The sequence below is a fragment of the Ponticaulis sp. genome (assembly GCF_029210165.1).
Classification (GTDB): Bacteria; Pseudomonadota; Alphaproteobacteria; order Caulobacterales; family Hyphomonadaceae; genus Ponticaulis.
In genome coordinates this window covers 1,470,100-1,494,464 of record NZ_JARGNT010000001.1, presented here as the reverse complement: position 1 = coordinate 1,494,464, position 24,365 = coordinate 1,470,100, and the positions used below count along the sequence as shown (strand labels likewise).

The following is a 24,365-nucleotide window of genomic DNA, read 5'->3' as shown; positions in this document are numbered from 1 at the left end:
GATGAGCATGTCCGTCTCAATTTCACCCACGCGCGCACGCCCTCAATCATCCGGCGCGTTGTTCCTGAAGGCCGCAACCCGTCTATGGTTTGCAACGGCTCTGCTGGGCCAGACAAGTTTCATTCTCTTCATTCTCGGATTTTACGGCACACGCACCATTACCGGACAATTCAGTGCATGGAATGACAAGCCCTTACTGACGGGGCATGTTGAAGGGGATTTCGCAGGGAATATTGTATTCGCTGCACACGTCCTTCTGGCGGCAGTTATGACGTTGTCAGGCCTGATCCAGCTAATCCCGAACATCCGGAAATCCGCACCAAGGCTCCATAGAACCAGCGGACGTATCTTTCTCCTGCTGGCGGTCATTCTGGCATTGACCGGCATCTGGATGACATGGATCAGAGGGTCTCAGGCTTCATTCCACTCGGCAATCGCGGTCAGCCTGAATGGCGTGCTCATTCTGGTCTTCTCGGCCTTCACCATTCGCCACGCGGTTCGTCGCCAAATCAGAGAACATGAAATCTGGGCCCTGCGCCTATTCATGGTCGCCGCGGGGGTCTGGTTCTTCAGAGTATTCATCATGGCATGGTCTCTGATCGGGCGTGGCATGTTCAACGCCTCGCCGGACCTTCAACCCTTCATAGACCCCGTTCTTGAGTTTGGGAGTTATATGATCCCGCTTCTGCTTCTGGGGCTCTGGCGCGCTGCACGTGCATCGCCGTCGGGTATGATGGAAACCTCAGTCGCGCTGCTCATTCTCTTTGCGACAGGACTTATGGCGACCGGCGTTTTCGGCACCATTAAAATGATGTGGCTACCCTATCTATAGTTCGCACGACCAGGACGAGCCGCCGTTCCGCTAAGGGTTACTCAAATTTGGCCGTTGTGTCGGCCTCGCCCTCAACCCAATAGCCAGAGGCCTTGATCCAGCGACGGTCGAGGCCTCTTGCATCTGTCAGATAGGTTCGAAGGGCGCGCACCACGCCGCCTTCTGCCGCCAGCCAGACGAACACGCCCGCGCGGATATCCATCGGCTCAAGCTGGCTAATCAGGCTCGATGTATCAGTTGCGCCGACGCCCAGCTCGTCACGGCACACCCAGACATAATCAACGTCGGCCGCGCTCTCTATTTGCTGCATGTCCTCTTTGGAAGGGATGGTGATCACTGCGGTAATCCGCTCACCCGCTTCGGCCTCTTCCAGCCGGCGCGCCATGGCTGGAATGGCGGTTTCATCACCGACCATCACCCAGCGGTCAATGTTTCCAGACACACGTTTCGACCCGCGCGGCCCTGCAACAATGGCGGTCTCACCGACCTCTACATCCAGCGCCCATTTTGTAGCAGGCCCTGCAAGATGAAGCGCAAAATCGATCTCCAGCTCACCGGCTACAGGATCATAACGGCGCGGCGTATAGCTGCGCATTACCATGTTCCCGGCCTCATCAGGCACGATCATTTTGATGTTATCGTCGGCGCCCGGCGCGTTGAACCCTACGAGTTCATCACCCTTCACAACGATGCGGAGCATGTTCGGGCTAACATGATATTTCTCAGACACAATCAGATTGCGCTTCACCGGTTCAAGACGCACGCGCTCTACAGTAGGTGTCGGACGGTCTTGAGGGTCAATCAGCTGAGACATTGGGTTCCTTTCGCATGCGGTCATGGCCGGTCGTCAGAAACCAATATTAGTAATAGCAATTCGTTATTGCAAGTCATTCTCAACTTAAAAATTGAAAACCTCACATCCGATGCCGCGCTGGGATCAGGAAAACCAGCCGAGATCGAGCCAGCGGGATGCAAGACGTGTCACCAGAATAAACGACCCGATCAGGCCTGAACTGGCGAGCAGAATAACAATACCGTCGCGCGCCATCAGGCCGAGACCGAATACCAGAATGGTCAGCCCCGGCAGAACCGGCCCGAACGGCACCAAGCCCAACGGAAATGTCACCAAAGCTGCGGCAACGCACATAAGCGCAACGATTTGCAAAAACGGTTTTCGAGTGAGGAAAGACAGGCGTGGGCGCAGAATTCGGTCGAATACTTCAGCCCAGCCGCGCGCACCTTTCGCACCAGCCAGAAGGTGTTCCCGATTAAATTTGAATTCGAGGATCCTCTTTGGCACCCAGGGACGCTCAAAGCCCAGAACGATCTGGCCGGTAATCAGAAGCGTCAGCAATGCCACCAGCCATGTTGCGCCCGGAATGATTGTGAGCGGGCTGACCGAGATAAACCCCAGCAGCATGATCAGCGGACCATATGAGCGCGGCCCCACAATCTTCATCAGACGGACGACAGACACCGTATCGCCCTCAGTCTCTTCGACAAGGCGATCAAACAAACGGCAAAGCGTGGAAGGATTTGTAGCGCTCATGAACCCACTTCGTTCAGATTTGAAAGGCTCTGTCCACCGGGCGAGCCTGAATGCCGTCAGCTTTGCTCCGCTTCGCCGAAGGTGTCAGCAACGCGCTTCAACATATCAGCGAGCTGGTTGATTTCAGCTTCGGTCAGCACCGCCTCAAGCCGGTCATTGATCTCGGCGAACGGGCCATTCACAGACTGGAGTGCGTCTCGGCCCGCGTCTGTCAGCGTGAGAAGCCATGTGCGCGCATCCGTCTTGGACCGCGCACGCGTCAGAAATCCGTCCCGAATGAGCCGCGTCACCATTGCTGTCACTGCAGATTCATTCAGGCCAAGCTGGCTGGCGATCATACGCTGGTTACAGCTCGCGAACCCTGCAACGACGGAAAGCGCCGCAGCCTGAGATGTGGTCAGCGGTCCTGCCTCCTGCACAAGCCGGTCTGCGGTTTTCTGAACGCAGTGGCTTGCGGCCTGCAGTTTTTGATAAACGCGTGCGCGACGGGCTGAGGACATTAGTGTGCTCCTGAAAAGGCTTCACTCATGAAGCAATAGCATGATTCCTTTACAGCTTATTTCCAGCCGAAATACCCCACTATGTTTGTGAGATATTCCGCCTCAGTGGCACTCTGTAACATATTAGAGGCCTCTAAAATATGTTACTCAGATCGGTGAGGAGTTATTCTTATGGAATTCGACGCGCTGATCCTGTCGCGACTGCAATTTGCTTTTGTGGTCGCCTTCCACATCATGTTCCCTGCTTTCACCATCGGTCTGGCAGCCTTTCTGGCAGTCGCCGAGGGCTTGTGGCTGTTCACGAAGAAAGAGGTGTTCAAGCGCCTCTATCTGCATTGGGTGAAAATCTTTGCCCTCGCTTTTGGTATCGGCGTCGTCTCCGGCGTTGTCATGTCTTACCAGTTCGGCACGAACTGGGCCGTCTTCTCAGACAAGGCAGGCAGCGTGATCGGCCCGCTTCTCGGCTATGAAGTCCTGACGGCCTTCTTCCTCGAAGCGACCTTCCTTGGTGTGATGCTGTTCGGCTGGAAACGCGTTGGCCCGACACTCCACTTCGTCGCCACATGCGCCGTGGCGATCGGTACGTCTATCTCTGCCTTCTGGATCCTGTCCGCGAACAGCTGGATGCAGACACCTGTGGGCTTCGACATTGATCCTGAGACCGGCAACTTCTTTGCGACAGACTGGTGGGCGGTGATCTTCAACCCGAGCTTCCCGTCCCGCTATATTCACATGATGCTAGCCGCATTCATTACGACTGCAGCCGTTGTTCTGGCCGCCGGCGCGTATCAGGTGATCCGTGGCCGCGTGACGGAGCCGACCCGCTGGCAAATCCGCATGGCGTCCGGCACGCTGCTTCTGCTCATGCCGCTGCAAATCTGGGCCGGTCACTGGTCTGGCGAAGTTGCGCACCATTACCAGCCCGCCAAAGTGGCTGCGATGGAAGGCTGGTGGGAAACCAGCGACGTTCAGGGCACCATCCTGTTTGCGATTCCGGATGCAGAGAACGAGCGCAATATTGCCGAGATCATGATCCCCGGCACCAGTCCTTATCTTTTCAATACTGATGAACCGCTTCAGGGGCTGAACGCCTTCCCTGAAGATGAGCGGCCACCTGTCTTCCCTGTCTTCTGGTCCTTCCGCATCATGGTCGGCGCGGGCATGATCATGCTGTTCATGGGCGGCTGGGGCGTCGCGCTCTGGGCTATGAAGCGTATCGAGAAGCCCGGCCTCTTCCATTGGCTGGCAGTTCCAAGCGGTGTGCTAGGCTTTGTGGCGGTTATCACCGGCTGGATCGTCGCCGAAGTCGGTCGCCAGCCCTACACCGTCTATGGCTTCCTTCGAACCGAAGACAGTATCTCACCCGTCGTACCGGCAGCCGTTGCTACATCGCTGATTGTCTTCATGGTGGTCTATGCGATCATCTTCACCGCAGGCGTCATTTACATGGCCCGCATCGCAACACGCGGCTTCGACGACGACCCGACCGATCCACCGGTTCGCGAACACCGCGCGCCCGGCTCTGCGCTTGCATCCGTCACAGACAAGGCAGAGGAGGCCTGAGCCATGGATTACCCACTTATCTGGTCTTTTCTCATCGCCACTGCGGTCATGCTCTACGTCCTTCTGGACGGGTCCGACCTTGGCATCGGTATTCTGACGGCATTTGCGAAATCTGACGAAGAACGCAATCTGATGACGGCCACAATCGAGCCCGTCTGGGACGGTAATGAGACCTGGCTTATTCTGGGCGGCGGCGGCCTGTTTGCGGCCTTCCCGCTCGCCTACGCCATTCTGATGCCGGCCTTTTATATTCCGGTTCTTCTCATGCTCGCCGCGCTCATCTTCCGCGGCGTCGCGTTCGAGTTCCGCCACAAGGCCGTCCGTAAAACGACACGCCATTTCTGGAATGGCGCCTTTTCCTATGGGTCTCTGTTCGCAGCCTTTGCGCAGGGCCTGATCCTTGGCGGTTTCATTCAGGGCGTCAGCGTTGATGGGCGCAGCTTTGCGGGTGGCACATTCGACTGGCTTACACCTTTCACACTGCTCGTCGCAGTCTCCGTGGCCGGTGGTTATGTCCTTCTCGGCTCATCCTGGCTGGTTCTGAAAACGGAAGGCAGCCTGCAAAAATGGTCACGCGCCTGGGCACGCCGGTCTTCCCTGTTTGTCGCTCTGGCCATGGCAGCGATCAGCCTGGCAACGCTTTCCATCGATCCGCGTGTGACCGAACGCTGGGGCGTGACAATGCAGGCGATCGAGTTTGGCAAATTCCTGCCTCTCGCGCCTATACCTCTGCTTGCTGGTCTCTTGCTTGTCGCGCTCTGGCGGGATCTCAGCATTCTTGGTGACAAAGCGCCTGACTGGCGTCCAATGGTGCTGTCTGCAGCGCTCTTTCTGACCGGCTATCTCGGCCTTGGCATTAGCCTGTTCCCGTATCTTGTGCCGTTCGAGCTCACAATTTGGGAAACCGCAGCACGGGATAATGCGTTACAACTTATGTTGGTCGGCGCATCAATCATGCTGCCGGTCATTCTGGCATACACAATCTACGTCTACTCCCTCTTCTGGGGAAAAGTAGACCCGGAAGAGAGTTATCATGACTAAGATCTTTGAGCCTGTTGGTCCCGAAGACAACACAGAAAGCAAACCAGCCCCCATCGCGCCGCGTCTTGCGTGGTTCATGGGCATCGCCGTGACAAGCGGCGCGGTGGTTATCCTCGCCGCTTACATTCTGCGCGGACTTCTGGGGCTCTAAGCCCCGTCCACGCAGGCCGCGAGGTCTTTGCCATAGAGTTCAATGAAGCGGGAGAACTCATCCTCAAATGCCGCGATATACGCTTCGTGCATATTGAGGTTGAGCGTCGTCATACCCCGTGCAGCGACGTAAATCCCACGATTGAGCATGTGCAGATGGAAGAGGCGCTTGAACTCGCTCGCTCCTGCGACATCCAGATCTGAAGGATGGATGATATCCCCGTCTTTCAGGTGAAGATTCATGATCGAGCCGCGCCCGGTCGCCTGCACTGGCACACCAAGGCCTCGCGCAGCTTCGTTCAGCGTTTTACGCAGCTTATCGCCGCGCGCATTCAGGCGAACCGCCTCTTCTTCAGTGAAATAATCAGACAGGCCGATATACCCGCCAACCATGGATGCCACGTTGTTATTGAACGTTCCGCCGTGTGGAAGGTACGCATCACCTGAAGCCGGATCAAAGCGCGCCATCAGATCGCGCAGCCCTGCCAGCGCCCCCATAGAGAAACCACCCCCGATATATTTGCCGAGCGTAGTGAGATCGGCCTGAACACCCAGAACGCCTTGCAGACCAGCAGGACCGAGACGCGAGGTCATCACCTCGTCAAAAATCAGAACGATGGCGTGCTTGTCCGCCATTTCCCGCAGCATTTGAAGAAACTCGGTCTTTGCTGGAATACAGCCCGCTGCGCCAAGCATCGGTTCGACCAGTATTGCGCCGAGCTCGGACGCGTTTGCCTCAATCAGCGCGCGCGTGCCTTCAATGTCGTTATACTCGGCGAGCGTTATATCAATCGAGATATTAAGCGCATCGCGCCCTTCCATCAGCACAAGAGAGCTGCCGTGATAGGCGCCTGAAAACGCCAGAACACCTGCGCGCGCTGTCGCATTGCGTGCAAGCCCGAGCGCGAGAAGGTTGGCTTCCGTTCCTGAATTACAAAAACGAACCTGCTCAAACCCGAAGCGGGAGCAAAGCAGGCGCGCCAGCAAGTCTTCATGCCGCGTCGGACCACTGAGCAGTGTGCCATGGCGCGCAATGGCATCGAGCACGCGCCGCGTCATGCCATCATCATGGCCGTAAACACCTGCCGAGTACTCGCCAACGAAATTCAGATAACCGTGCCCGTCTACGTCATAGACGCGGCCTTTGCTGCCACGTTCGATCGTTAGCGGAAATGGCGGATAGTAGACGGTAGAGCGTGTCGTACCGCCCGGCATACAGCGCTTGGCGCGGCGGAACTGTTCCTCGCTGCCTGGATTGCGAGTGCGATAGACCTGTTCTTCACGCTGGATGGAATGTTTCAGAACATCCAGCCCGTAAGTCATATCCGCTTTGTGTTGCACTGCCATTTGCGAAACCACCCACTATTCGCGCGAGGGTTTCACATCGCCGGACTCACTCAGTCACGGCAATCTCTGGGGGTGTCAGAGACAGTCACAAAACGCATATGCCTCATTTCTGGCAGGGTAAGGTTAAATCCGAAGCGCGTAATTATCAGTCAAAGGCATAACGTTCCAACGCGTCATAACTCATCTGGAATGATAGGGGCTCGCCGCGACGGTTAAATTCGATCCGGAAAAGGCTTTCATAATCAGCCTCATCGAACCATGGGCCTTCGTCGCGCCCTGTCAGCATGGCTGCGAGCACTGGCGTGGTATTGGAATGGCCGAGCACCAGTATGGTACCAGATGAATTGCGAAGCGTATCAGCGAACTCTTCCATCGCATCGAGATCATAGATCTGGACTTCAAGGCCTTCTGCGTTCGCCGACGGCGCGGCCGTTGCGCGGGTGCGACGTGTATCTGACGACCATACGGCGTCTACGCCCAGTTCATCCATGATCTCACCAAGGCGCTCGGCGCGCGCTTCGCCCTCTGCGGTAAGCAGCGGGTCAACCCCCGCCTCTTTCTCGGCATGGCGAACCAGAAAAATCGTTGGACCGCTTGCAAAGGCGTTTTGCAAACCGGGCGCAGTACAGGCTGCCACGAGCACCAGGCTTGCAAGCAGAACCTGTAATCCCGCACGTTTTATCTTCGCGATCATGTAAATGCCCCGACTTTTCTGTTAATCCTCATGCCTAAAATGAATAAGCATTATTCCATTATTAGGCAGATTCGGTTATCCTGACCTTCAAGCACCCATGTGCGGGCCGTCCCGCATGTGAGAATAGATAAAGCCTGAGGAGGATACAATGAGCGACGTGACACTGTCTGACGTACATACCGAACGCAAAACGTCAGAACGGATAGATGACCCGATCACCGTGCAAGACTGGGCGACCGCAATCATCATGGTTGCAGGCGGATTTGCCGTCTGGGGTCTGCTTGGCCTGATGTTTTCTGGTGGCCTTCCGGGCGCTTAATCCCTGAAACGCATAAGACTTAGTGCTTATTTGACATTTTGGTAAAACTCGCGCATAACGCTAAACATACACACCTCACACAAGAGGCGGAGGAAACAATGAACCAAACAGCGTCCCCTCCGGCATATGTATCCGTCAGTCGCGCAGACGACCGCAAAGCTGATGGAAAATGGAGCGTCCGCCGTACCCTGTTCTTTTGCCTTCTGGTGAACGGACTTTTCTGGGGCGGTCTCGCGTATGTTTTGATGCGCTTCTTTGCCTGAGCGAAAAATTTTATACACCCCAAATCAGAAACACCCGGCCAAATGGCCGGGTGTTTTTGTTTTGATCGACTGCAACTGAAAACTAAACCCGTCTCCAGGTCGCGCCGCCTGCGCCGTCCATAATTTCGATACCTTCGGCTTTCAGCTCGTCACGAATACGGTCGGCTTCAGCCCAGTCCTTATTCTTACGGGCATCCAGACGCGCCTGAACGAGGCCGTCAATGCGGGCATTGTCATCCCCGTCGCCGCCCTGCTCCCACTCCATAGGCGTTTTGGAGAGAAGGCCAAGCGCCTGACCGGCGTCGAACATCATATTGCGGACGGTTTCCATCGCCTGCCCGTTCTTCTCGTCAGCCGCTTTATTCGCTTCAGATGCGAGAGCATTGAGCTCAGCCAGTGCCAGAGGCGTGTTGAGATCATCCATCAGCTTGTCACGCACGCCATGACGGTTATCGGCCACAGGCTTGCCATCACCCCAGACGCGGCGATACGCGCCATAGATCCGGTCGAGCGTCGTCTTGGATTGTTCCAGCAAGTCACGCGTCCAGTCGAGCGGCGCGCGGTAATGCCCAGACAGCAGCGCATAGCGCAGCACTTCGCCCGGCCAGTCCTTCACCAGATCATGCACCAACTTCACATTGCCCAACGACTTGGACATTTTCTCGCCTTCCATGTCGAGGAAGCCGTTATGCATCCAGAAATTGGCCAGCGTCTCGCCATGCGCGCATTCGGACTGGGCAATCTCGTTTTCATGGTGCGGGAATTGAAGGTCGATACCGCCGCCATGAATGTCGATCGTGTCGCCAAGCTCTGCCTTGATCATGGCCGAGCATTCAATATGCCAGCCGGGACGGCCTTTGCCCCACGGGCTATCCCAGATCGCGTCTTCCGGCTCGCCCTCTTTGGCAAACTTCCAGATAGCAAAGTCGGACGGGTTGCGCTTGCCTTCGTCTACAGCGACGCGCGCACCGGCTTCATTGTCTTCCTGACGGCGACCGGAGAGCTTTCCATAGTCTTCCATCTGGTCGACCTGAAAATAGAGGCCGTCTTTGGTGACATAGGCATAGCCTTTGCGCTTCAGGCTTTCGCCAATGCGGATCATGCCGTCGATATGGTTGGTCGCCCAGGGCTCAATGTCCGGCGCGAGCACATTCAGGCTCGCCATGTCAGCATTGTAGATATCGGCATATTTGCGCGTGATATCGGCAATGCTCTCACCGGTTTCCTGAGAGCTTTTGATGATCTTGTCTTCGACATCAGTGATGTTGCGCGCAAACACGACAGAGCCGCGCCCGTAAACATCTTTCAGAAGACGGCGCAGAACATCGAACGCCACAGGCGGGCGCGCATTGCCGATATGGGCATAGTTATAAACCGTCGGCCCACACACATAGACTGTGATGCGCTTAGGGTCCTGAGGCTCAAACACGCGTTTCTCACGCGCCATGGTGTCATAGATGCGAAGTGTCATGGGGTGGGCTTATAAGCGGATATTGCGGCGAGGGAAATTAGATTTCGCGACCACTTCGATTAATCAGCGCATTCAAATGCTCGGATAAAACCGCCAGCGGTGTTCGAGTTAGGTCTTCTGGACCGGGCCCCCGTATTATGACCCCGATAACCTCGCCATCACAGAGAACTGGCCCTCCACTCATGCCTTGGTAACTCCCCGCCGTCAGTTCAACCGAGTTATCCTTAGATGCTGGCAACCCATCATACGTTTGCCGAGAATAACCGCTAACTTCGCTCGATCTAATGGTTAGAGAATGCCTATCTAAATTTGATGGAAATCCAGCCACCTGAACGGGTGTTCGTATGCCATATGGCTCATCTCCGCTTCTAGAAGCAACTCTCAAACACGCTCTGGGCATAAAGGCAGCAATAGGTGACGTAACTGACAATAGAGCCAAATCATTGTGCTCATCACGCCCAATCACATGTGCAAACATTTCGAACTGTGGATTGTGGGGCGAAAAAACCCTTAGTTGGTCGCCGATACAATGATCGCAGGTCGCAAAAAGGTTTTCACCGATGGCGAAGCAGGTGCCCACCGCACCGCCGTCGTTATCGTTCTCAAGGTACCAAACCGCTTCTCTCAATATTTCGTCCGTTTCGACGAGTGGAATGTCAAACTTCCCACCTGAACAAAGGCGGTTATACTTGGCAGCTAGACTACGGAATACTTGGTCGGTCGATCCTTTCACGTTGCGGACAAACTCAATTTTACCCCTAACGACCCACTCGAAGTTTCTTGCATCTCGAACTCGGCCCCGACCAGCTCGCTTCTCGCTGAAGTGACGATCACTCGCTTGAGCATAACCACGGCTTTCCCAATCGTAGAGCATCGCTCTGATGTTTCTTACAAATTTTCGTTGAACGTTGGTTCTTTCGTTTACCGTGATCCCCGTGACTTCTTGCCGAACAGTGCGTTTTAGGACTCGCGTCTTCGAATGATTTACGAAAAAGCCATTACTCTCGATTAAATCTTGCAACCCCTCTGATAGAAAAAACCGCATATTTTCAAACCGGGGATCAAAGTTTCCTATTTGCCCCGGGAACGTCCTCCGATCCGAAGAAATTGTAATGTCGTCGGCATACCGAGTATAGGTACATCCCAATTGGCGACAAAACCTTGCAAGTTCCGCGTCCAGTTTATCGCATACCATATTCGAGAGTATCGGCGAAAGCGCACTACCCGGCATGAGCACACTAGTAGGAACTTCATTATCGCCAACCGTTATAGATTTTCGAAAACAAGATACGTGAGCGATAAACTCTGCAACTTGCTTTGTGTAATTGTACGGAGGAGCCTGAAGGCGTCCTGCTATTCTTCCAAAGTGAATTGTTTCGAAGAAATTTTCCAAATCGATGTTCAGAACCCAACGCTTTCCAACATGGGCTTCTGCATTACTAACGATGCCACGCCGAGCTTCTGAAACAAACCCATGGACTTGATGACGAGGCGAGTAGTCGGGCTTCAGCAGATGGAGAATGTCTCTTTGCAAGGTCAAAAGTGCTGGGCAAGGCGCACAGATCGTTCGTTCACCGCCCGACTTCTTGGGAATAGTAAATATCCTATACCTCAGTCCAATCGGCATACCATAAGCTATGTAAGACAAGCGTTTACGGTAATCACGACCCAGCACCGAAGCTAACTGCCGCGTCGTGAGGACTGAACGCAAAGTCATGTGTGTATCGATTCCCCTTAAATCTCGCATTTCCGTTTAAAGTCTGAAACGCTAGGTTCAATATGGAGCTACGTTAAGGGTATACCTTCACGTTCTCGCAGGTGTCGCAGGTACAACAACACTTGGTTGATTTCGAGGCGCCGATACACCAGAAGAACCTAGTCCATTTGTTATCGATTACAACTCACCTCAGCCGAATCGCTAGATATAAAGTTGTGAATAATAAGCCCACTAACGAGTTACTCCTGGACAGAAGCATCAGTTCGGCAGCCTATTTCAGTGATCATTCTGGTTTTCATAAAAGAAATTTTGCCTCAAGAAAATTTATTGAATAGCGGCAAACATTACATATATGCAATAATACCCCTATGGGTAGAAAGTCGCTATGAGATCGTGACGAACTGGTGAACTGTCTTGCCTTGCTGCACATGTTCACCAAGAGATGCCTGAAGCTCACGCTTCCTTGACGCTCATGAGGAAAAACCGTGTAGCCACATGCCAGTAAATCCCTACTGACATGCCTGCACACATGAGGAGAGGAAGACGAATGGATCTGTTAGCCCCACAGCTGGCACCTTTTACCATCGCACTCGGCATTCTCGCACTGATTGCGGTCGCCGAAGTGATATCGGTATTGATGGGCGCCGGCGTTTCGGGACTGCTTGATAGTGCCCTGCCCGACATAGACGTAGACATGGATGTGGATGCGCCCGATCAGGGTTTGCCGGATATTGGCGGCGGAAACGTCATTGTCGCCATTCTGGCCTGGCTATCCGTCGGCAGGGTTCCGACGCTGATTATTCTGGCCGCGCTTCTCTTCGGTTTTGGTGTAATCGGCCTTGTGCTTCAGAACACGCTGTATGGCATGTTCGGCCTCATGATGCCGCCATGGCTGGCCATTATTCCGGCTTTCGTGCTGGCGCTTCCGGTCACACGGTATATCGGCCTCGGCCTCGCCCGTGTCATGCCAAAGGAAGAAACAAGCGCCGTATCTACGGAGACGTTTGTCGGCCGGCTTGCCACCATCATTCGCGGCATCGCCCGTGAAGGCCAACCCGCAGAAGCCAAGCTGAAAGATAGCGAAGGCCTCACTCATTACTTACTCGTCGCGCCTCTGGAATCAGGCACGGAGTTCGAGCCCGGACAGGAGGTGCTGATCGTTCAACAGAACGGGGCGACCTTCCTTGCCATCACGAACCCGCACCCGGCTGCGCACATCTGATTATAAATCCAGGAAAGGATGCAATATATGGAAAGCTGGACTTATTATGGCACCATCGCCGGTGCGGTTGTTCTGCTCTTTATCGTCACCGGCTTCGTGCTCGCCCGCCTCTTCCGGCGCGCGTCCAAGGAAGTCTCATTCGTCAGAACCGGCTTTGGCGGCCAGAAAGTCATCATGAATGGCGGCGCGCTGGTTTACCCGATCCTGCACGAGATCATTCCGGTCAATATGAACACGCTGCGCCTTGAAGTGCGTCGCCATCACGAACAGGCGCTCATCACCCGCGACCGTATGCGTGTTGATGTTCAGGCCGAGTTCTATGTCCGCGTCCAGCCGACGCTGGAAGCTGTGGCGAACGCAGCACAAACGCTCGGTCGCCGCACTATGCAGCCGGAACATCTGCGCGAGCTGATCGAAGGCAAGTTTGTTGACGCCCTTCGTGCGGTTGCTGCCGAAATGGCAATGGAAGAACTTCACGAACAGCGCGTCGCCTTCGTTCAGAAGGTACAGGCTGCGGTATCTGAAGACATTCTGAAGAACGGTCTGGAGCTGGAATCTGTGTCCCTCACCGGTCTCGACCAGACGTCAAAAGAATACTTCAACCCGGACAACGCGTTCGACGCTGAAGGTCTCACCAAGCTCACTATGGAAATTGAAGCGCGTCGTAAGAAGCGTAACGATATCGAGCAGGAGACCGAGGTCGAAATCCAGCTCAAGAACCTCGACGCCGAACAGCGTCGCCTGCAGATCTCGCGAGATAGCGAATACGCAAACCTTGAGCAGCAACGCGAAGTCGAAGTACGCCGTGCCGGTCAGGCTGCGCAGATCGCGCAGGAACAGGCCGAGCGCCGTCGTGAAGCCGAGCAGGCCACGATTATGGCCGACCGTCAGGTGAAGGAATCTGCCATTGCTGCTGACCGCGTGGTTCAGGAGCAGGATATTCAGAAAGACCAGGCGGTTGAAGCCGCTCAGGTTGAGAAGGAAAAGCAGATCGAACTGGCCCGTCAGGACCGCGACATTGCGATTGCCGAGAAATCCCGCGCCAATTCCGAAGCTGATGCCGAAGCTGACCGCGCACGCGCTATTGCTGCAAAAGCTGCTGAGGAAGTTGTCACATCCCGTGAGACTGAAATCGCAGAACGTGACAAGGCTATCGAACTGATCGAGGCGAAAAAGATCGCCGAGCAACAGGCTATTGCCATCAAGGTTGCGGCTGAAACCGAGAAGGCTGCTGCGGCTGACAAAGCTGAAGCTGTACGCGTTGAAGCCGATGCACACGCCGCTCGTCTGCGTATCGAAGCGCAGGGTGATGCGGACGCAGAAAAACTCCGCGCCGAAGCCCTGGAAGCGGTTTATCGTGTCGAAGCGGAAGGTAAGCGCGCAGTCAACGAAGCGGCTAACGTGCTCAGCCCTGAGCAGATTGCGATGCAGATCAAGCAGGCGCTCATCGAGTCTCTGCCTGCGATCATCGAACAGTCCGTCAAGCCGATGGAAGCGATCGACTCCATCAAAATCCTCAATGTTGAGGGCCTGAACGGTGTCGCTAATGGCGCGGGCGGCGGCGGAAGCTCCGAAGGTGGCAGCGTGGCGGATCAGGCGGTAAGTGCTGCCCTGAAGTACCGCGCACAAGCACCACTTCTGGATAGCCTGATGGCAGAGCTAGGCCTGAAAGGTGATGCTCTGAACCACCTCACTGGGGCGGTGAATGGTTCGGATAAACCGGCCAGCGACGCGTAACTTTACCGTCCATTTGAACGCAAAACCCCGGACAGACCGTTCGGGGTTTTCTTATTCTGGTGAGTTCCCTTCCGGCTCACTGTCCGTTTTTGGCGACAATATCCGGCACAGCACCAGATCGCCCGTCACGTTTACCGCGGTGCGCGCCATATCGAGGATACGGTCCACACCCAGAACCAATGGCAGGCCCGCCAGCGGAATACCGAAGCTCGCAGCTGTCGCAGACAGTATGGCGATACTCGCGCCCGGCGCAGCTGGTGCACCGATGGAGGCGCCGGTGAGCGTAATCATCACCAGCGCCATATCCCCGAAGGACAAACTAGCCCCGCCGATATCGGCCAGAAACACAATCGCCACCGTCTGATAGAGCGCAGTGCCCGCCATATTCACAGTAGACGCCAGCGGGATGACAGCGCCTGCGAGCGATGTAGGCGTCTTCAGCTTGTCGACAGCTGTTTTCATCGTCAGAGGCATCACCGCGGCAGAACTGGACGTCGAGAACGCCAACAGCTGGACTGGGCCGACCGCCTTCAGAAATGCGCCGGCCCCGATACGCCCGAACACCGCAGCGATCATCAGATAAAGCACAAGCAGAGCCAGCAGACCTGTCAGGACGATGGCGCAATACACCGCCAGATCAGTCAAAGTCTGTACGCCGCTCGCCATCATGGTTTCTGCCATCAGGCCGAACACAGCCAGCGGCGCAAAGCGCATGGCCACGCGGATCACCGTCATACTGATTTCGAGCATAGCCTGAGAGAGCGCGACCAGTGGACGGGTCAGCTCGCGGTTATCGGCAATCACGGCGGCGATGCCCACGAAAAGCGAGAAGACCACAATCGCCAGCATGTCCTGCTCTAGCAAAGAGGCCGTAATATTCTGCGGGATCAGATTTGTGATCATGTCCGGAATATCGCGCGTCATATCCTGCAGTGTAGAACTTGGCTCCGGCGCATCAGGCGTCACAAAAGGAAGGCGCGGCGCGGCAGGCACTGCTGCCGTAACATCACCTGCCCCACCGGGCCTGACCAAACGGGCCAGAAAAAGGCCGATAGCCGACGCGGCGACCGTCGTGGACAGGATAAACAAAAGCAGTTTGCGGCCGATAGATTTCAGAGCATCACTACTGCCCGTGCCCGCAATACCGAGAATGATAGAGCTCGCCGCCAGCGGAATGATGACCATCCGGATCGCTGCGAGAAACAGCTTTCCTGGGAGAGCTACCCATTTGCCAATCAGCTCTGCGGTCTCGCGCGAGATAAGCGCAAGATCAGGCCCCAGCATCAACCCGAAGGAAATACCGAACACGAGCGACAGGATCACCTGCAGCCACAAACGGCCACGGATCAGCGCGTCCAGTCGGTGGCTCAGGCGGCGATAGGTAAAGCGTGTTTGTGGCATGGTCATACGGCTCTGATGTGCAGGCTCTGCGAAGGCAGCAAAATACACTTTCGGCCACAAAAGCGACAGCGGACCGATTGTCGCCAGTCGGATCGGGGCAGACGTCAGCCACATAGTTAATTTCATTTTTTCCTGAAAAATCAATCAGAAGGACTCAACCCAAAAGGGAAAACGGACTCCAAAAATGCGCCCAACTAAACACATTAATATATAGACAGAACACTGTAAATAATCACATTTCTATTTCTGTTCGATATTTTTGATTCTCGCATCTGGCGAAATTTCAATTTCTACGAGACCCTGCCTTTGCTCGAAAGAGCACACAAAGAAGGGACGTTTCATTATGAGGAAAACGCTTAAAGGGGCCGCTCTGGCCGCTATCTCACTCACGTGTCTGGGAGCCGCTGACGCCGGCGACTATCAGTACATTGGTGACGTGATTTTGAACGGGTCGAGCTATTGCCCCCGGAACAGCATGCCGGCCGAAGGTCAGACGCTGGACATCGCCTCTCACCAGGCGCTCTATTCACTGATCGGCGTCATGTATGGCGGGAATGGGATAAGCAATTTCAACCTACCAGATTTGCGAGGCCGCATTCCTATGGGCCGAGGCACGACAATGGGCGGTGGGCCAACATTCATCCAGGGTCAGACAGATGGAACAGAAACGCGCGCACTCAGCGGCGCCAATCTGTATACGCACAATCATGCGCTCCAGTCAGCGAATGAAGACACAGATACCGGCGACTCGACGAATGCAATGCTGGGCGATCTGAGCTCGTTACCGTCTGCCGCGCACTATTACCACGCGGGTCCAGTCGCGCCGGACGAAATGCTCGACACAGATTCTATTTCAACGACGGGTCAGTCCCAACCGTTCGAAAACCGACAGCCAATCATCGCGATGCGCTGGTGCATCTACATTAATGGCGACTATCCACCGCGCAGCTAAACCAGCAATCCCGAAATTCCACGAGTAAGAGGAGACGAATATGCGTCGCTCACAAATTCTGAAATCCATGGGTATTGCGGCATTCAGCGCAGCCCTGTCTGGAACCGCCCATGCGGGGCCTTCTACCTATATGGGTGAAATCATTGTTACGGCAGCATCGTATTGCCCATATAACACCGTCGAAGCGGTGGGTCAGCTGATGGCGATTGCCGACAATCCTGCGCTGTTTTCATTATACGGCACAACATATGGGGGAAATGGTACGACCAGCTTTGGCATGCCTGACCTGCGCGGACGAGCACCTGTCCATTATGGACAAGGCCCGGGGCTTACCTATTATCCCTGGGGTGCAGAGACAGGTGTTGAACACAATTACCTGACGGTCGCTAACATCCCACCACACAATCACAATGTTCTGACCACGTCGCAACCGCCGAACACGAACGATCCGGACGATGCACATCTGGCAAGCGCATCTTCCCCACTGCGTGCGGTCACAGGCTCAAGCGTCAATACGAGCTATGATTTTGCGTCAACGCAGATCGGTCCAAGCGGCAGCGTTTCGCCCGACCCTGTCGAAAATGTGCAACCGATTCTGGCGATGCGTTACTGCATCACGGTGAATGGCTCCTATCCGCCGCGCAGCTAAGCAGATCAAATAAGGAAAATAGACATGCTAAAGAAGCTTTCTATCGCAATAGCGTCTGCCGCTGCACTGCTCGGCACGACAGGAACCGCAAATGCTGGTTCTGATCCATATATTGGCGACGTGATCCTCACCTCGTACAATTTCTGCCCACGCGACTTTATGGAAGCGAGTGGTCAGACCCTGCAAATCGCACAGTATTCAGCACTCTACGCGTTAATCGGCACCACCTATGGCGGCGACGGACGGATCAATATGGCACTTCCGAACCTGAACGGACGCGTGCCGGTGCATTACGGACTGGGACTGGGACTCCAGAACAATTATCCATGGGGGATGTATTACGGTTCGCATACCTCATACATTTCCCAATCTAACTTTCCCGAGCACTCGCACACGCTGCAAGCGTCTCCGGACCAGCGGAACAGCGCCTCATTCGATGGCGCGCTTATGGCTCAATTCCCGAGCACTGCGCTGGCATACACGGATCTCGGAACAAATAATGGGCCGGACTTTGCCTCGGACGCCATTACCACTGAGGGCGCTGGAAATACAGACGTCTTTAACACCCAGCCATCTCTCACAATGATGTGGTGTATTGCGGTCGACGGCGCCTTCCCGCCACGGTCATAGAAACACTCGTATTCCGGCCTGTTATCGTTGATACAGGCCGGATACTTCAAAGACGCTCCGCAACGCCAAATCTGACACAAAGTTCCATGCATTCAGGCATATCTGCCATTACCTTTATTTTGTGTAAGTCACTTTTTGGTGCGTATAGTAGCAGAAAAAGCCGCACATAAATCTTCTGAGTACTTCGAATACTTCAGGAGATTGATACAATGGAACTTACATTTAACGGCAAAACTGCATTCGTTACAGGCGCCGGCTCCGGCCTCGGCTCAGCCATCGCAGACACATTAGCAACGTCCGGTCTTACCGTCGCAATCGCCGACCTCAATGAAGACGCCATAAATGCGAAAGTCGACGAGATCCGCGCCAACGGCGGCAATGCTCTTCCTTACAAACTCGATGTGTCCGACGCAGAGGCTGTCGAGGCTGCGATTGAAGATTTCCGCAAAGCGGCGGGTGGGCTGAATTATATCGTCAACAATGCGGGCATTGACGGACCACACGCGACACCCGGCGAGTATCCCGTCGACGCCTGGAATAAAGTCATCGATGTGAACCTTCACGGCGTATTCTACGGCGTGCGTTATGGCGTTCCGGCCATCAAGGCATCGGGCGGCGGCGCGATCGTCAACATGTCATCGATTTTCGGATCTGTCGCGATTGATGCATCCCCGGCTTACGTCGCATCAAAACATGCGGTCGCCGGCCTCACGAAATCAGCCGCACTCGCACACTCGAAAGAAGGGGTCCGCGTGAACGCTGTCGGACCAGCATTTATCCAGACACCCCTGGTCGACAATAATTTCACTGAGGATGAAAAACAGGGGCTGATCGATCTCACCCCTATGGGACGGCTAGGAAAGCCTGAGGAAGTCGCAGCCCTCGTCGCCTTCCTGCTATCTGATCAGGCAAGCTTTATTACAGGGTCCTACCACCTCGTAGACGGTGCCTTCACGGCGCAATAAGCGGGTGTCTCCTATATCGGGAGGGGTGGCACGCTGCCTCTCCCGATATGCGACCGGCCTTAGTCTACTGCGGGGCGACCGCGCGCATTGAATTTTCGCAGATGGGCTTCCTGCATAACGCGCAACAGCTCCTCGATACGAAGCGGCTTGGAGATAAAATCATCCATACCACCCGCAAGAAGACGTTCTCGTTCTCCCACCATCGCGTCCGCTGTCACAGCCACCACATAGATGTTGGCGAAATGCTTACCGCTTTCGCGAATGGCGCGGGTCGCCTCCACTCCGTTCAGGCGCGGCATGTTCTTATCCATAAGAATGACATCGAAGGCATTATTTTCGAGCCTGTTCAGGCACTCGACGCCATCCGCCACCATTTCAAAGTCCACACCCAGAATTTTCAGATACTCGCCCAGCACCAGTTTGTTGACCTCATGGTCCTCCACGACAAGCGCGCGCAGCTCACCAAGCTCGGAGAGCATGACAGTATCGTCTTCTTCGTCTTCCGGCTGCTCTACACAGCGCAAAGGCAGGCAGGCGCAGAACACGCTGCCCTCCGGACCGGTTCTTTCAAGCGTCAGCTCACCGCCCATTAGCTCGATCAACATACGTGAGATCGGCAGACCGAGGCCCGTGCCACCCTCAACATTATCCCCGCTCACATCACCCTGAACAAAGGCTTCAAAGATACGTGGCACCGCTTCGGGGCTGATACCATTTCCGGTATCACTCACCCGCATTTTGAGAACCGCGCTGTCATTGGTGCAATCGGTGAGTTCCGCCTCAAAGCGCACCTCACCCGCATCAGTATATTTCACTGCGTTGGAGACCAGATTATGCACGACCTGCCGCAAGCGCAGTTCATCCAGCTCGGCACCAATATTCAGCTCGTCCGGAAGGCTGACCACAAAACCAAGCCCACGCGCCTCAGCGACTTCTGCCCAGCCCTGAACGTCTTTTTCCAAAGCCGAACGCAAATTGGCCGGTTGAAGCGTGATGGTCATCTTACCCGCTTCGATTTTAGAAAGGTCGAGCAGGTCATTGAGGATCAACAGGAGCGAGTCACCGGATTCGCGCAGCGTCTCCGTCAGTTCCTTCTCGCGCCGGTTTAGATCAGACCGGATAAGAACGTCTGTAAGCCCGATAATGCCATGTAATGGCGTGCGTAGCTCATGGCTCATCTTGGCCAGAAACTCGGACTGGGCTGCCTCTGCCCGCGCGGCACGTTCGGCATTCTCTCGCATTTTACGAAGCGCCATGAATGTGCGCCCCGTCAGCATGGCTGACAAAGTGGCGGAAAGCGTCATGAAGTAAAATGCGTTGGTTGCCCGGTTCAGGTCACGATGTCGCTCGCCCGATGCCCATTGCACCGGAGCGTCCCACGTCACCCAGGCCAGAAAACAAATCACCAGCGTCCCAACGGCCCAGAAAATAATCGCCGCCCGTCGCCCCGAAATATACCCGCACAGGAGCGGACCAACGATCAGTAGCGGCACAAGCGCAGAGTTGATACCCGCATCCTGAGGCAGAGCCGAAGCGATCATCCCCAGAAACAACATGGCCGAGAAGATGACGGCATAAACATCGTAATTCTTGTACCAGCGCAGCGAATGAACGGCTGTCGCGATACAAACTACGGTGACGGTGCAGATGGTGTGGTCGTACGTCCACTCGCCGTGATCGATGGAAATGACGGTCAGATTGATCAGCTGCATGACGACGAACATCAGCCCGACGAGCCAGATCGCACGATACCGGATCAGGTCTTCGGTTGGCGTCTCCGGATCAATCCGCAAAAGGCGCTCATATCGCTGGATTAATGTCATGCTCCACCCCGAACGAAGATGACCTTTCCCAACGATCACCCCCCTCTAACATGATCACCCAGCCCGCAGGCCCTCGCGATCAATTTGAGCATCCCTATAGCGGGAAGGGTCTAACAAAGACTAACCAGAGGGGAATTTCTTTCAAATTTCGCCGCCGCCGTTTGCAGGCCGGAAAACGCTTTGCGCGACACTGTCTGCAGGAGTGATCAGACATGACCGGTGTGAAACGAGTTCGAAATAAAGCCTGGCTTAGCGCACTCGCCCTTTTGGGCGGTGCCCTCACGCTTGCGGCCTGCCCGTCTCCCGGCGCTGACGAACTTGCCCGCATAGAACGCATTCGCGGCGCTGGCGTCACGCCGTCTGCGGAGCCATTGCCACTTGAACTACAGACCATGCGCAATGTGATTCAGGAACGTGATGGCCTTTATTCACGCAATCACGTCATCACGACAGGAAACTGGATGGCAAGCTGCCAGTATTCCCGGAACGGGAATGGCCAACATGCCGCTTGTGATGTCGCGCCATTCTCCGGCGAAATCCTTTCAGGACATCCCGTGCCGGTTCCCAACATGGCGGTCACAGAGCATCGCTCAGGACGCGCGCCAACGATCACCCTCGTCATCCATAGCGCGCAGGAGGGCACAGGCTGGGCCTTTGCATGCGGCAACCGCACCCGCCAGATCGGTGAAGGCCTTAACGGGCGCGCACTGTTGGACGAGCGGGCCTCGCAAGTCTTCCTGAACGTGATGAAAACCCGCGATTGTGAGTTCAGCTTTGTCCCCGAAGGCTCGCAGGACAGGGTCGTCATTCGCCATCTGGCACACGGCTTTGAAGAAGCGCACACATACGCCACACGTTATGTGACCAGCCCGGACTGACCGGCGGCGCCTGCCTGAAATATCTGTAATCCTCGGAACGTTCGCCCACAAAGCTGCGTTGAGTCTGCATACCAATTAAGGAGGCAGATATGATGCCCATAACTAAAATGTTTGCCGCATCAGCGCTCTCCCTTGGCCTGATCGGCACCTCAGCACCGGCCTTTGCCGACCCGCCACACTGTCCACCAGGACATGAAATGCAGGGACGCTGTGATAACGACCGCCAGGACTGGCGCGACCGCGATGATGAACGCAGAGCTTATCAGGAAGGTTATGAAGACGGCCAACGCGACGCGATCCGTTACGGCGACCGCACATATAACGACTACCGTGTGATCCGTGACTATGACCGGTACGGACTGACCCCTCCCCCGTCCGGCCATTACTATGCACAGGTAGATAATAACGAGGTCGTCCTCGTTGCTGCAGCATCGCAGCTTATTATGGAGTTCCTGAACTAACTCTCAGGAACACCTGGGGGCGGTTCCGTTCCCCCGCTCCCATGGCGCCAGAGTTTATACCCGCTCTGGCGCTTTTTCTCGGCAGGTTTGCGCCTTGGCCGTCAGGTATTTCACTTCTTCTGCGGTGAGGCTCTCACGCGCGATTTCAAAGAAGCATTCCATTAAATCATCCAACTGCTTGCGTCGCTCCTCGCCGAGGCGTACCCGCAAATGCTCCGTCATGGCGACAAACTGTTCGCCCGCGGTCACATTGCGCGCCGCGAATGGCAGTACGCGCCACAGGCTTGCGCGCATCAGATTATCAAACCCGTCAACGGGCGCGAGCACGCGCGGCGCATCATTCTCATCGCGTCGTACCGAAAACAGATCCTCGCGCTCGCCCAACAAAGTAAGCGCTGCGCCCATCCAGTGCATGGCAGTGATAGCGGTATGAGGGTCATTTACGCCGGGCGATAGCGCGCGCAATGCAATCTCGGAAAGCTCTTCAGCCAGAAAGCCGGCATCCTGCATCGGGGTACGCATGGCCCCGAGAGCCACAACGGCGCGAAGCTCGCTCTCGATGGCGTCACTATCCTCGTGCGCCTCCAGCCCGACAACACGCATGGCCGCGTCTCCGGATGTGATGAAACCGCCCGGCAGGCACAAAAGCTCTATCGTCAGATCATACTTGCTCGCGAGAGCGATAAGGCTCTCCCCGTCAATGATCCGGATATAGCCGGATTTATTCACCCGTATCGCACGCCCGTCAGACAGTTTCTCTTCCAACGCGTCCCGATCAGACGTCTCGCTGCCCTCGCCGAGTGGCGTTGGAAACCGCTCATCGAGCTGACTGCAAAGTTCACTACCAATACCAGCGACCAGACGCGAGACATGGATGGATTGCGGGACGTGGTGAATAAAATAGATCAGGACACCAATTGAGCAGATCGCCAATGCGATCGCGCCCAGTAGTGCGATATGAGGCACAAACTCGGACGCCATTTCATCGCTGGCATCGGCTGGCGCGCTTTGCACGGCGCGCAGAACCAGCAGACAGTAAAGGAACGTGGCGGTAAAGGTTCCGAGCGTGATCTGATTGGATCTGTCCCGCATGAAGGTTGTCAGAAGACGTGGCCCGAACTGAAAGGCTGCGTTCGAAACCGAAACCAATGTGATGGAAAACACGACCCCGCCGACCGTGACCATGGACCCGGCGACCGTGGACAACACAGCCCGTGCTCCTTCCGGCTGGTTATCAAAAAGCCAGCCCAGCCACTCAGGCGCTGTATCGCCAATCGCGCTATCGACGCGAATCCCAATATAGGAAAGCGCCGCTGCAATAATCGCCATAATCAGCGGGATGAACCAATAGCTCGACCGGATATCATCCAGCGTGTTCAGAATATAACTTTTCAAGAGACCCTCTTCTTTCAGTGAAAGAAGCGTTCAAAACAGTGATTGGTTCCGCGGGTCTTAGAAACGGCAAATCGTCTCTGGCTCAGGCATATCGAGGCGCTCTGCCTGAACGCTATCATTCTGGTGGTTCATATATATCCGTGTATCGGCATAGCGCAGGGATTCAATCTGCCCCTCCGGCACGGAAAAGACATTGCACGATCTTGGGCGAGATTCTCCACAATAGGGCTCAAGGGAGGCGCCTCGTTCCATGCCCGGAATGAACTGATAGAAATGGGCACGTCCGAATGGACGCTCGGTGCGGAGCACGTACTGAATCCGCGTCGGAACGTAACGCCCCTCCGCGTCAGGTGCCCAATTGAGTATGTAACGGGTGTACCCACCATCCTGCCTGCGCGTGTAAGCAAAACTGAGCGCCGCAGGCGCACGCCCTCCGAGTTCGCAAAGTTTTGGCTCCTGCGCCAGAAAGTTCAGCTCTCTTGGATCCGTCGAGGCGTCGGAAACATATCCGGCCCGCTCCAACTGGTCAGCAATGCGAGTATACTCCATGGACAGGCTGATATTCCCGTCGCCAATCGACTGGGTCAAAATCCGCTCGCGCGGAAAAACACCCGTCACCGCATCACTTTGCGCCCACGCCAGAAGTCCAGATGCGCTGAAGGCGGAAATGACGGCAAATGTGCAAAATTTTCTGATCATAGCGTCCCCCATTCTAGTCATTATGCGGGCTAATTGACGTTACGGCAAATCAGCGCCCCGCTGCGGCAAGCTGGAAAAAATGATTCAGAAATCACGTTTTTCTGAAA

The 24,365-nt window shown here is 55.4% G+C and carries 25 protein-coding genes; 14 read left to right on the top strand and 11 right to left on the bottom strand.

Translation table 11 applies throughout. The annotated features are described in order from the left end of the window. The first annotated feature begins 7 nt into the window (after positions 1-7). Positions 8-832, top strand: coding sequence for a DUF2306 domain-containing protein (locus P1U45_RS07355; protein ID WP_301058462.1), 825 nt, complete (start codon positions 8-10; stop codon positions 830-832). A gap of 37 nt (positions 833-869) precedes the next feature. Here the strand turns inward: P1U45_RS07355 and P1U45_RS07350 are convergent, their stop codons facing one another. The 3 genes from P1U45_RS07350 to P1U45_RS07340 all read right to left on the bottom strand — a co-directional run bounded on the left by P1U45_RS07350 (position 870) and on the right by P1U45_RS07340 (position 2,881). Continuing rightward, positions 870-1,646, bottom strand: coding sequence for a siderophore-interacting protein (locus P1U45_RS07350; RefSeq protein WP_301058461.1), 777 nt, complete (start codon positions 1,644-1,646; stop codon positions 870-872). A gap of 123 nt (positions 1,647-1,769) precedes the next feature. After that, positions 1,770-2,381: an exopolysaccharide biosynthesis protein gene (locus P1U45_RS07345; RefSeq protein ID WP_301058460.1), complete on the bottom strand. Its 612-nt coding sequence runs from the start codon at positions 2,379-2,381 to the stop codon at positions 1,770-1,772. Between the two features lie 56 nt (positions 2,382-2,437). Continuing rightward, positions 2,438-2,881 (bottom strand): MarR family transcriptional regulator, encoded by a 444-nt coding sequence (locus tag P1U45_RS07340; protein WP_301058459.1) that lies wholly within the window; start codon positions 2,879-2,881, stop codon positions 2,438-2,440. Positions 2,882-3,052: 171 nt separating this feature from the next. On the opposite strand from P1U45_RS07340, the gene P1U45_RS07335 reads away from it, so the two are divergent. From P1U45_RS07335 to P1U45_RS07325, 3 genes are read left to right on the top strand one after another with little or no spacing between them, the layout of a single operon-like run. After that, on the top strand, positions 3,053-4,444 hold the full coding sequence (locus P1U45_RS07335) for a cytochrome ubiquinol oxidase subunit I (RefSeq protein ID WP_301058458.1): 1,392 nt from the start codon (positions 3,053-3,055) through the stop codon (positions 4,442-4,444). 3 nt (positions 4,445-4,447) lie between these two features. After that, a complete protein-coding gene (gene cydB / locus P1U45_RS07330; protein ID WP_301058456.1) occupies positions 4,448-5,485 on the top strand; it encodes a cytochrome d ubiquinol oxidase subunit II in 1,038 nt (345 codons plus the stop codon). Beyond that, positions 5,478-5,636, top strand: coding sequence for a hypothetical protein (locus P1U45_RS07325; RefSeq protein ID WP_022694269.1), 159 nt, complete (start codon positions 5,478-5,480; stop codon positions 5,634-5,636). Before cydB ends, P1U45_RS07325 begins: the two co-directional genes overlap by 8 nt. Here P1U45_RS07325 and P1U45_RS07320 read toward each other — a convergent pair. Continuing rightward, a complete protein-coding gene (locus P1U45_RS07320; RefSeq protein WP_301058455.1) occupies positions 5,633-6,982 on the bottom strand; it encodes an aminotransferase class III-fold pyridoxal phosphate-dependent enzyme in 1,350 nt (449 codons plus the stop codon). The two genes, P1U45_RS07325 and P1U45_RS07320, sit on opposite strands and share 4 nt — an antisense overlap. A gap of 145 nt (positions 6,983-7,127) precedes the next feature. Next, entirely contained in the window at positions 7,128-7,676 is a 549-nt protein-coding gene (locus P1U45_RS07315; RefSeq protein ID WP_301058454.1) for a phosphoglycerate mutase family protein, read from the bottom strand. 148 nt (positions 7,677-7,824) lie between these two features. On the opposite strand from P1U45_RS07315, the gene P1U45_RS07310 reads away from it, so the two are divergent. Together P1U45_RS07310 and P1U45_RS07305 are read left to right on the top strand one after the other, a co-directional pair. Then, positions 7,825-7,995 carry a hypothetical protein gene (locus P1U45_RS07310; protein ID WP_301058453.1) on the top strand — a complete coding sequence of 57 codons (171 nt, stop codon included), beginning with the start codon at positions 7,825-7,827 and terminating at the stop codon, positions 7,993-7,995. A gap of 98 nt (positions 7,996-8,093) precedes the next feature. Then, on the top strand, positions 8,094-8,258 hold the full coding sequence (locus P1U45_RS07305; RefSeq protein WP_301058452.1) for a hypothetical protein: 165 nt from the start codon (positions 8,094-8,096) through the stop codon (positions 8,256-8,258). An 82-nt stretch (positions 8,259-8,340) separates the two neighbouring features. On the opposite strand, the gene cysS is transcribed toward P1U45_RS07305, so the two are convergent. Then, entirely contained in the window at positions 8,341-9,729 is a 1,389-nt protein-coding gene (cysS, locus tag P1U45_RS07300) for a cysteine--tRNA ligase (RefSeq protein WP_301058451.1), read from the bottom strand. Between the two features lie 37 nt (positions 9,730-9,766). Then, positions 9,767-11,446 carry a reverse transcriptase domain-containing protein gene (locus P1U45_RS07295; protein WP_301058450.1) on the bottom strand — a complete coding sequence of 560 codons (1,680 nt, stop codon included), beginning with the start codon at positions 11,444-11,446 and terminating at the stop codon, positions 9,767-9,769. 547 nt (positions 11,447-11,993) lie between these two features. Here P1U45_RS07295 and P1U45_RS07290 point away from each other — a divergent pair. After that, the gene (locus P1U45_RS07290) at positions 11,994-12,668 is read left to right on the top strand and encodes a YqiJ family protein (RefSeq protein WP_301058449.1); all 675 of its coding nucleotides are present in this window, start codon (positions 11,994-11,996) and stop codon (positions 12,666-12,668) included. A gap of 27 nt (positions 12,669-12,695) precedes the next feature. Next, positions 12,696-14,405: a flotillin domain-containing protein gene (locus P1U45_RS07285; RefSeq protein ID WP_301058448.1), complete on the top strand. Its 1,710-nt coding sequence runs from the start codon at positions 12,696-12,698 to the stop codon at positions 14,403-14,405. Between the two features lie 51 nt (positions 14,406-14,456). Here the strand turns inward: P1U45_RS07285 and P1U45_RS07280 are convergent, their stop codons facing one another. Next, the gene (locus P1U45_RS07280; RefSeq protein ID WP_301058447.1) at positions 14,457-15,932 is read right to left on the bottom strand and encodes a dicarboxylate/amino acid:cation symporter; all 1,476 of its coding nucleotides are present in this window, start codon (positions 15,930-15,932) and stop codon (positions 14,457-14,459) included. 217 nt (positions 15,933-16,149) lie between these two features. Here P1U45_RS07280 and P1U45_RS07275 point away from each other — a divergent pair, with 217 nt between their 5' ends. The 4 genes from P1U45_RS07275 to P1U45_RS07260 all read left to right on the top strand — a co-directional run bounded on the left by P1U45_RS07275 (position 16,150) and on the right by P1U45_RS07260 (position 19,002). Next, positions 16,150-16,758 carry a tail fiber protein gene (locus P1U45_RS07275; RefSeq protein ID WP_301058445.1) on the top strand — a complete coding sequence of 203 codons (609 nt, stop codon included), beginning with the start codon at positions 16,150-16,152 and terminating at the stop codon, positions 16,756-16,758. A 40-nt stretch (positions 16,759-16,798) separates the two neighbouring features. After that, positions 16,799-17,407, top strand: coding sequence for a tail fiber protein (locus tag P1U45_RS07270; protein WP_301058443.1), 609 nt, complete (start codon positions 16,799-16,801; stop codon positions 17,405-17,407). A 24-nt stretch (positions 17,408-17,431) separates the two neighbouring features. Further along, positions 17,432-18,037, top strand: coding sequence for a tail fiber protein (locus P1U45_RS07265; protein WP_293610182.1), 606 nt, complete (start codon positions 17,432-17,434; stop codon positions 18,035-18,037). Between the two features lie 209 nt (positions 18,038-18,246). Then, positions 18,247-19,002 (top strand): SDR family NAD(P)-dependent oxidoreductase, encoded by a 756-nt coding sequence (locus P1U45_RS07260; RefSeq protein WP_301058442.1) that lies wholly within the window; start codon positions 18,247-18,249, stop codon positions 19,000-19,002. 59 nt (positions 19,003-19,061) lie between these two features. Here the strand turns inward: P1U45_RS07260 and P1U45_RS07255 are convergent, their stop codons facing one another. Next, positions 19,062-20,825 carry an ATP-binding protein gene (locus tag P1U45_RS07255; protein WP_301058441.1) on the bottom strand — a complete coding sequence of 588 codons (1,764 nt, stop codon included), beginning with the start codon at positions 20,823-20,825 and terminating at the stop codon, positions 19,062-19,064. Positions 20,826-21,037: 212 nt separating this feature from the next. On the opposite strand from P1U45_RS07255, the gene P1U45_RS07250 reads away from it, so the two are divergent. Both P1U45_RS07250 and P1U45_RS07245 read left to right on the top strand, forming a co-directional pair. Beyond that, the gene (locus tag P1U45_RS07250; protein ID WP_301058440.1) at positions 21,038-21,703 is read left to right on the top strand and encodes a hypothetical protein; all 666 of its coding nucleotides are present in this window, start codon (positions 21,038-21,040) and stop codon (positions 21,701-21,703) included. 89 nt (positions 21,704-21,792) lie between these two features. Continuing rightward, positions 21,793-22,164, top strand: a complete 372-nt coding sequence (locus P1U45_RS07245; protein ID WP_301058439.1) for an RcnB family protein — start codon at positions 21,793-21,795, stop codon at positions 22,162-22,164. 54 nt (positions 22,165-22,218) lie between these two features. Here P1U45_RS07245 and P1U45_RS07240 read toward each other — a convergent pair whose 3' ends face one another. Both P1U45_RS07240 and P1U45_RS07235 read right to left on the bottom strand, forming a co-directional pair. After that, entirely contained in the window at positions 22,219-23,559 is a 1,341-nt protein-coding gene (locus P1U45_RS07240; protein ID WP_301058438.1) for a DUF2254 domain-containing protein, read from the bottom strand. 57 nt (positions 23,560-23,616) lie between these two features. Next, on the bottom strand, positions 23,617-24,258 hold the full coding sequence (locus tag P1U45_RS07235; protein ID WP_301058437.1) for a hypothetical protein: 642 nt from the start codon (positions 24,256-24,258) through the stop codon (positions 23,617-23,619). Positions 24,259-24,365 lie beyond the last annotated feature (107 nt).

Bases quoted from the DNA above. Each gene is read 5' to 3' on its own strand.
- P1U45_RS07355 (WP_301058462.1), top strand. From the start codon at position 8: ATGTCCGTCTCAATTTCACCCACGCGCGCACGCCCTCAATCATCCGGC.
- P1U45_RS07350 (WP_301058461.1), bottom strand. From the start codon at position 1,646: ATGTCTCAGCTGATTGACCCTCAAGACCGTCCGACACCTACTGTAGAG.
- P1U45_RS07345 (WP_301058460.1), bottom strand. From the start codon at position 2,381: ATGAGCGCTACAAATCCTTCCACGCTTTGCCGTTTGTTTGATCGCCTT.
- P1U45_RS07340 (WP_301058459.1), bottom strand. From the start codon at position 2,881: ATGTCCTCAGCCCGTCGCGCACGCGTTTATCAAAAACTGCAGGCCGCA.
- P1U45_RS07335 (WP_301058458.1), top strand. From the start codon at position 3,053: ATGGAATTCGACGCGCTGATCCTGTCGCGACTGCAATTTGCTTTTGTG.
- cydB (WP_301058456.1), top strand. From the start codon at position 4,448: ATGGATTACCCACTTATCTGGTCTTTTCTCATCGCCACTGCGGTCATG.
- P1U45_RS07325 (WP_022694269.1), top strand. From the start codon at position 5,478: ATGACTAAGATCTTTGAGCCTGTTGGTCCCGAAGACAACACAGAAAGC.
- P1U45_RS07320 (WP_301058455.1), bottom strand. From the start codon at position 6,982: ATGGCAGTGCAACACAAAGCGGATATGACTTACGGGCTGGATGTTCTG.
- P1U45_RS07315 (WP_301058454.1), bottom strand. From the start codon at position 7,676: ATGATCGCGAAGATAAAACGTGCGGGATTACAGGTTCTGCTTGCAAGC.
- P1U45_RS07310 (WP_301058453.1), top strand. From the start codon at position 7,825: ATGAGCGACGTGACACTGTCTGACGTACATACCGAACGCAAAACGTCA.
- P1U45_RS07305 (WP_301058452.1), top strand. From the start codon at position 8,094: ATGAACCAAACAGCGTCCCCTCCGGCATATGTATCCGTCAGTCGCGCA.
- cysS (WP_301058451.1), bottom strand. From the start codon at position 9,729: ATGACACTTCGCATCTATGACACCATGGCGCGTGAGAAACGCGTGTTT.
- P1U45_RS07295 (WP_301058450.1), bottom strand. From the start codon at position 11,446: ATGACTTTGCGTTCAGTCCTCACGACGCGGCAGTTAGCTTCGGTGCTG.
- P1U45_RS07290 (WP_301058449.1), top strand. From the start codon at position 11,994: ATGGATCTGTTAGCCCCACAGCTGGCACCTTTTACCATCGCACTCGGC.
- P1U45_RS07285 (WP_301058448.1), top strand. From the start codon at position 12,696: ATGGAAAGCTGGACTTATTATGGCACCATCGCCGGTGCGGTTGTTCTG.
- P1U45_RS07280 (WP_301058447.1), bottom strand. From the start codon at position 15,932: ATGAAATTAACTATGTGGCTGACGTCTGCCCCGATCCGACTGGCGACA.
- P1U45_RS07275 (WP_301058445.1), top strand. From the start codon at position 16,150: ATGAGGAAAACGCTTAAAGGGGCCGCTCTGGCCGCTATCTCACTCACG.
- P1U45_RS07270 (WP_301058443.1), top strand. From the start codon at position 16,799: ATGCGTCGCTCACAAATTCTGAAATCCATGGGTATTGCGGCATTCAGC.
- P1U45_RS07265 (WP_293610182.1), top strand. From the start codon at position 17,432: ATGCTAAAGAAGCTTTCTATCGCAATAGCGTCTGCCGCTGCACTGCTC.
- P1U45_RS07260 (WP_301058442.1), top strand. From the start codon at position 18,247: ATGGAACTTACATTTAACGGCAAAACTGCATTCGTTACAGGCGCCGGC.
- P1U45_RS07255 (WP_301058441.1), bottom strand. From the start codon at position 20,825: ATGACATTAATCCAGCGATATGAGCGCCTTTTGCGGATTGATCCGGAG.
- P1U45_RS07250 (WP_301058440.1), top strand. From the start codon at position 21,038: ATGACCGGTGTGAAACGAGTTCGAAATAAAGCCTGGCTTAGCGCACTC.
- P1U45_RS07245 (WP_301058439.1), top strand. From the start codon at position 21,793: ATGATGCCCATAACTAAAATGTTTGCCGCATCAGCGCTCTCCCTTGGC.
- P1U45_RS07235 (WP_301058437.1), bottom strand. From the start codon at position 24,258: ATGATCAGAAAATTTTGCACATTTGCCGTCATTTCCGCCTTCAGCGCA.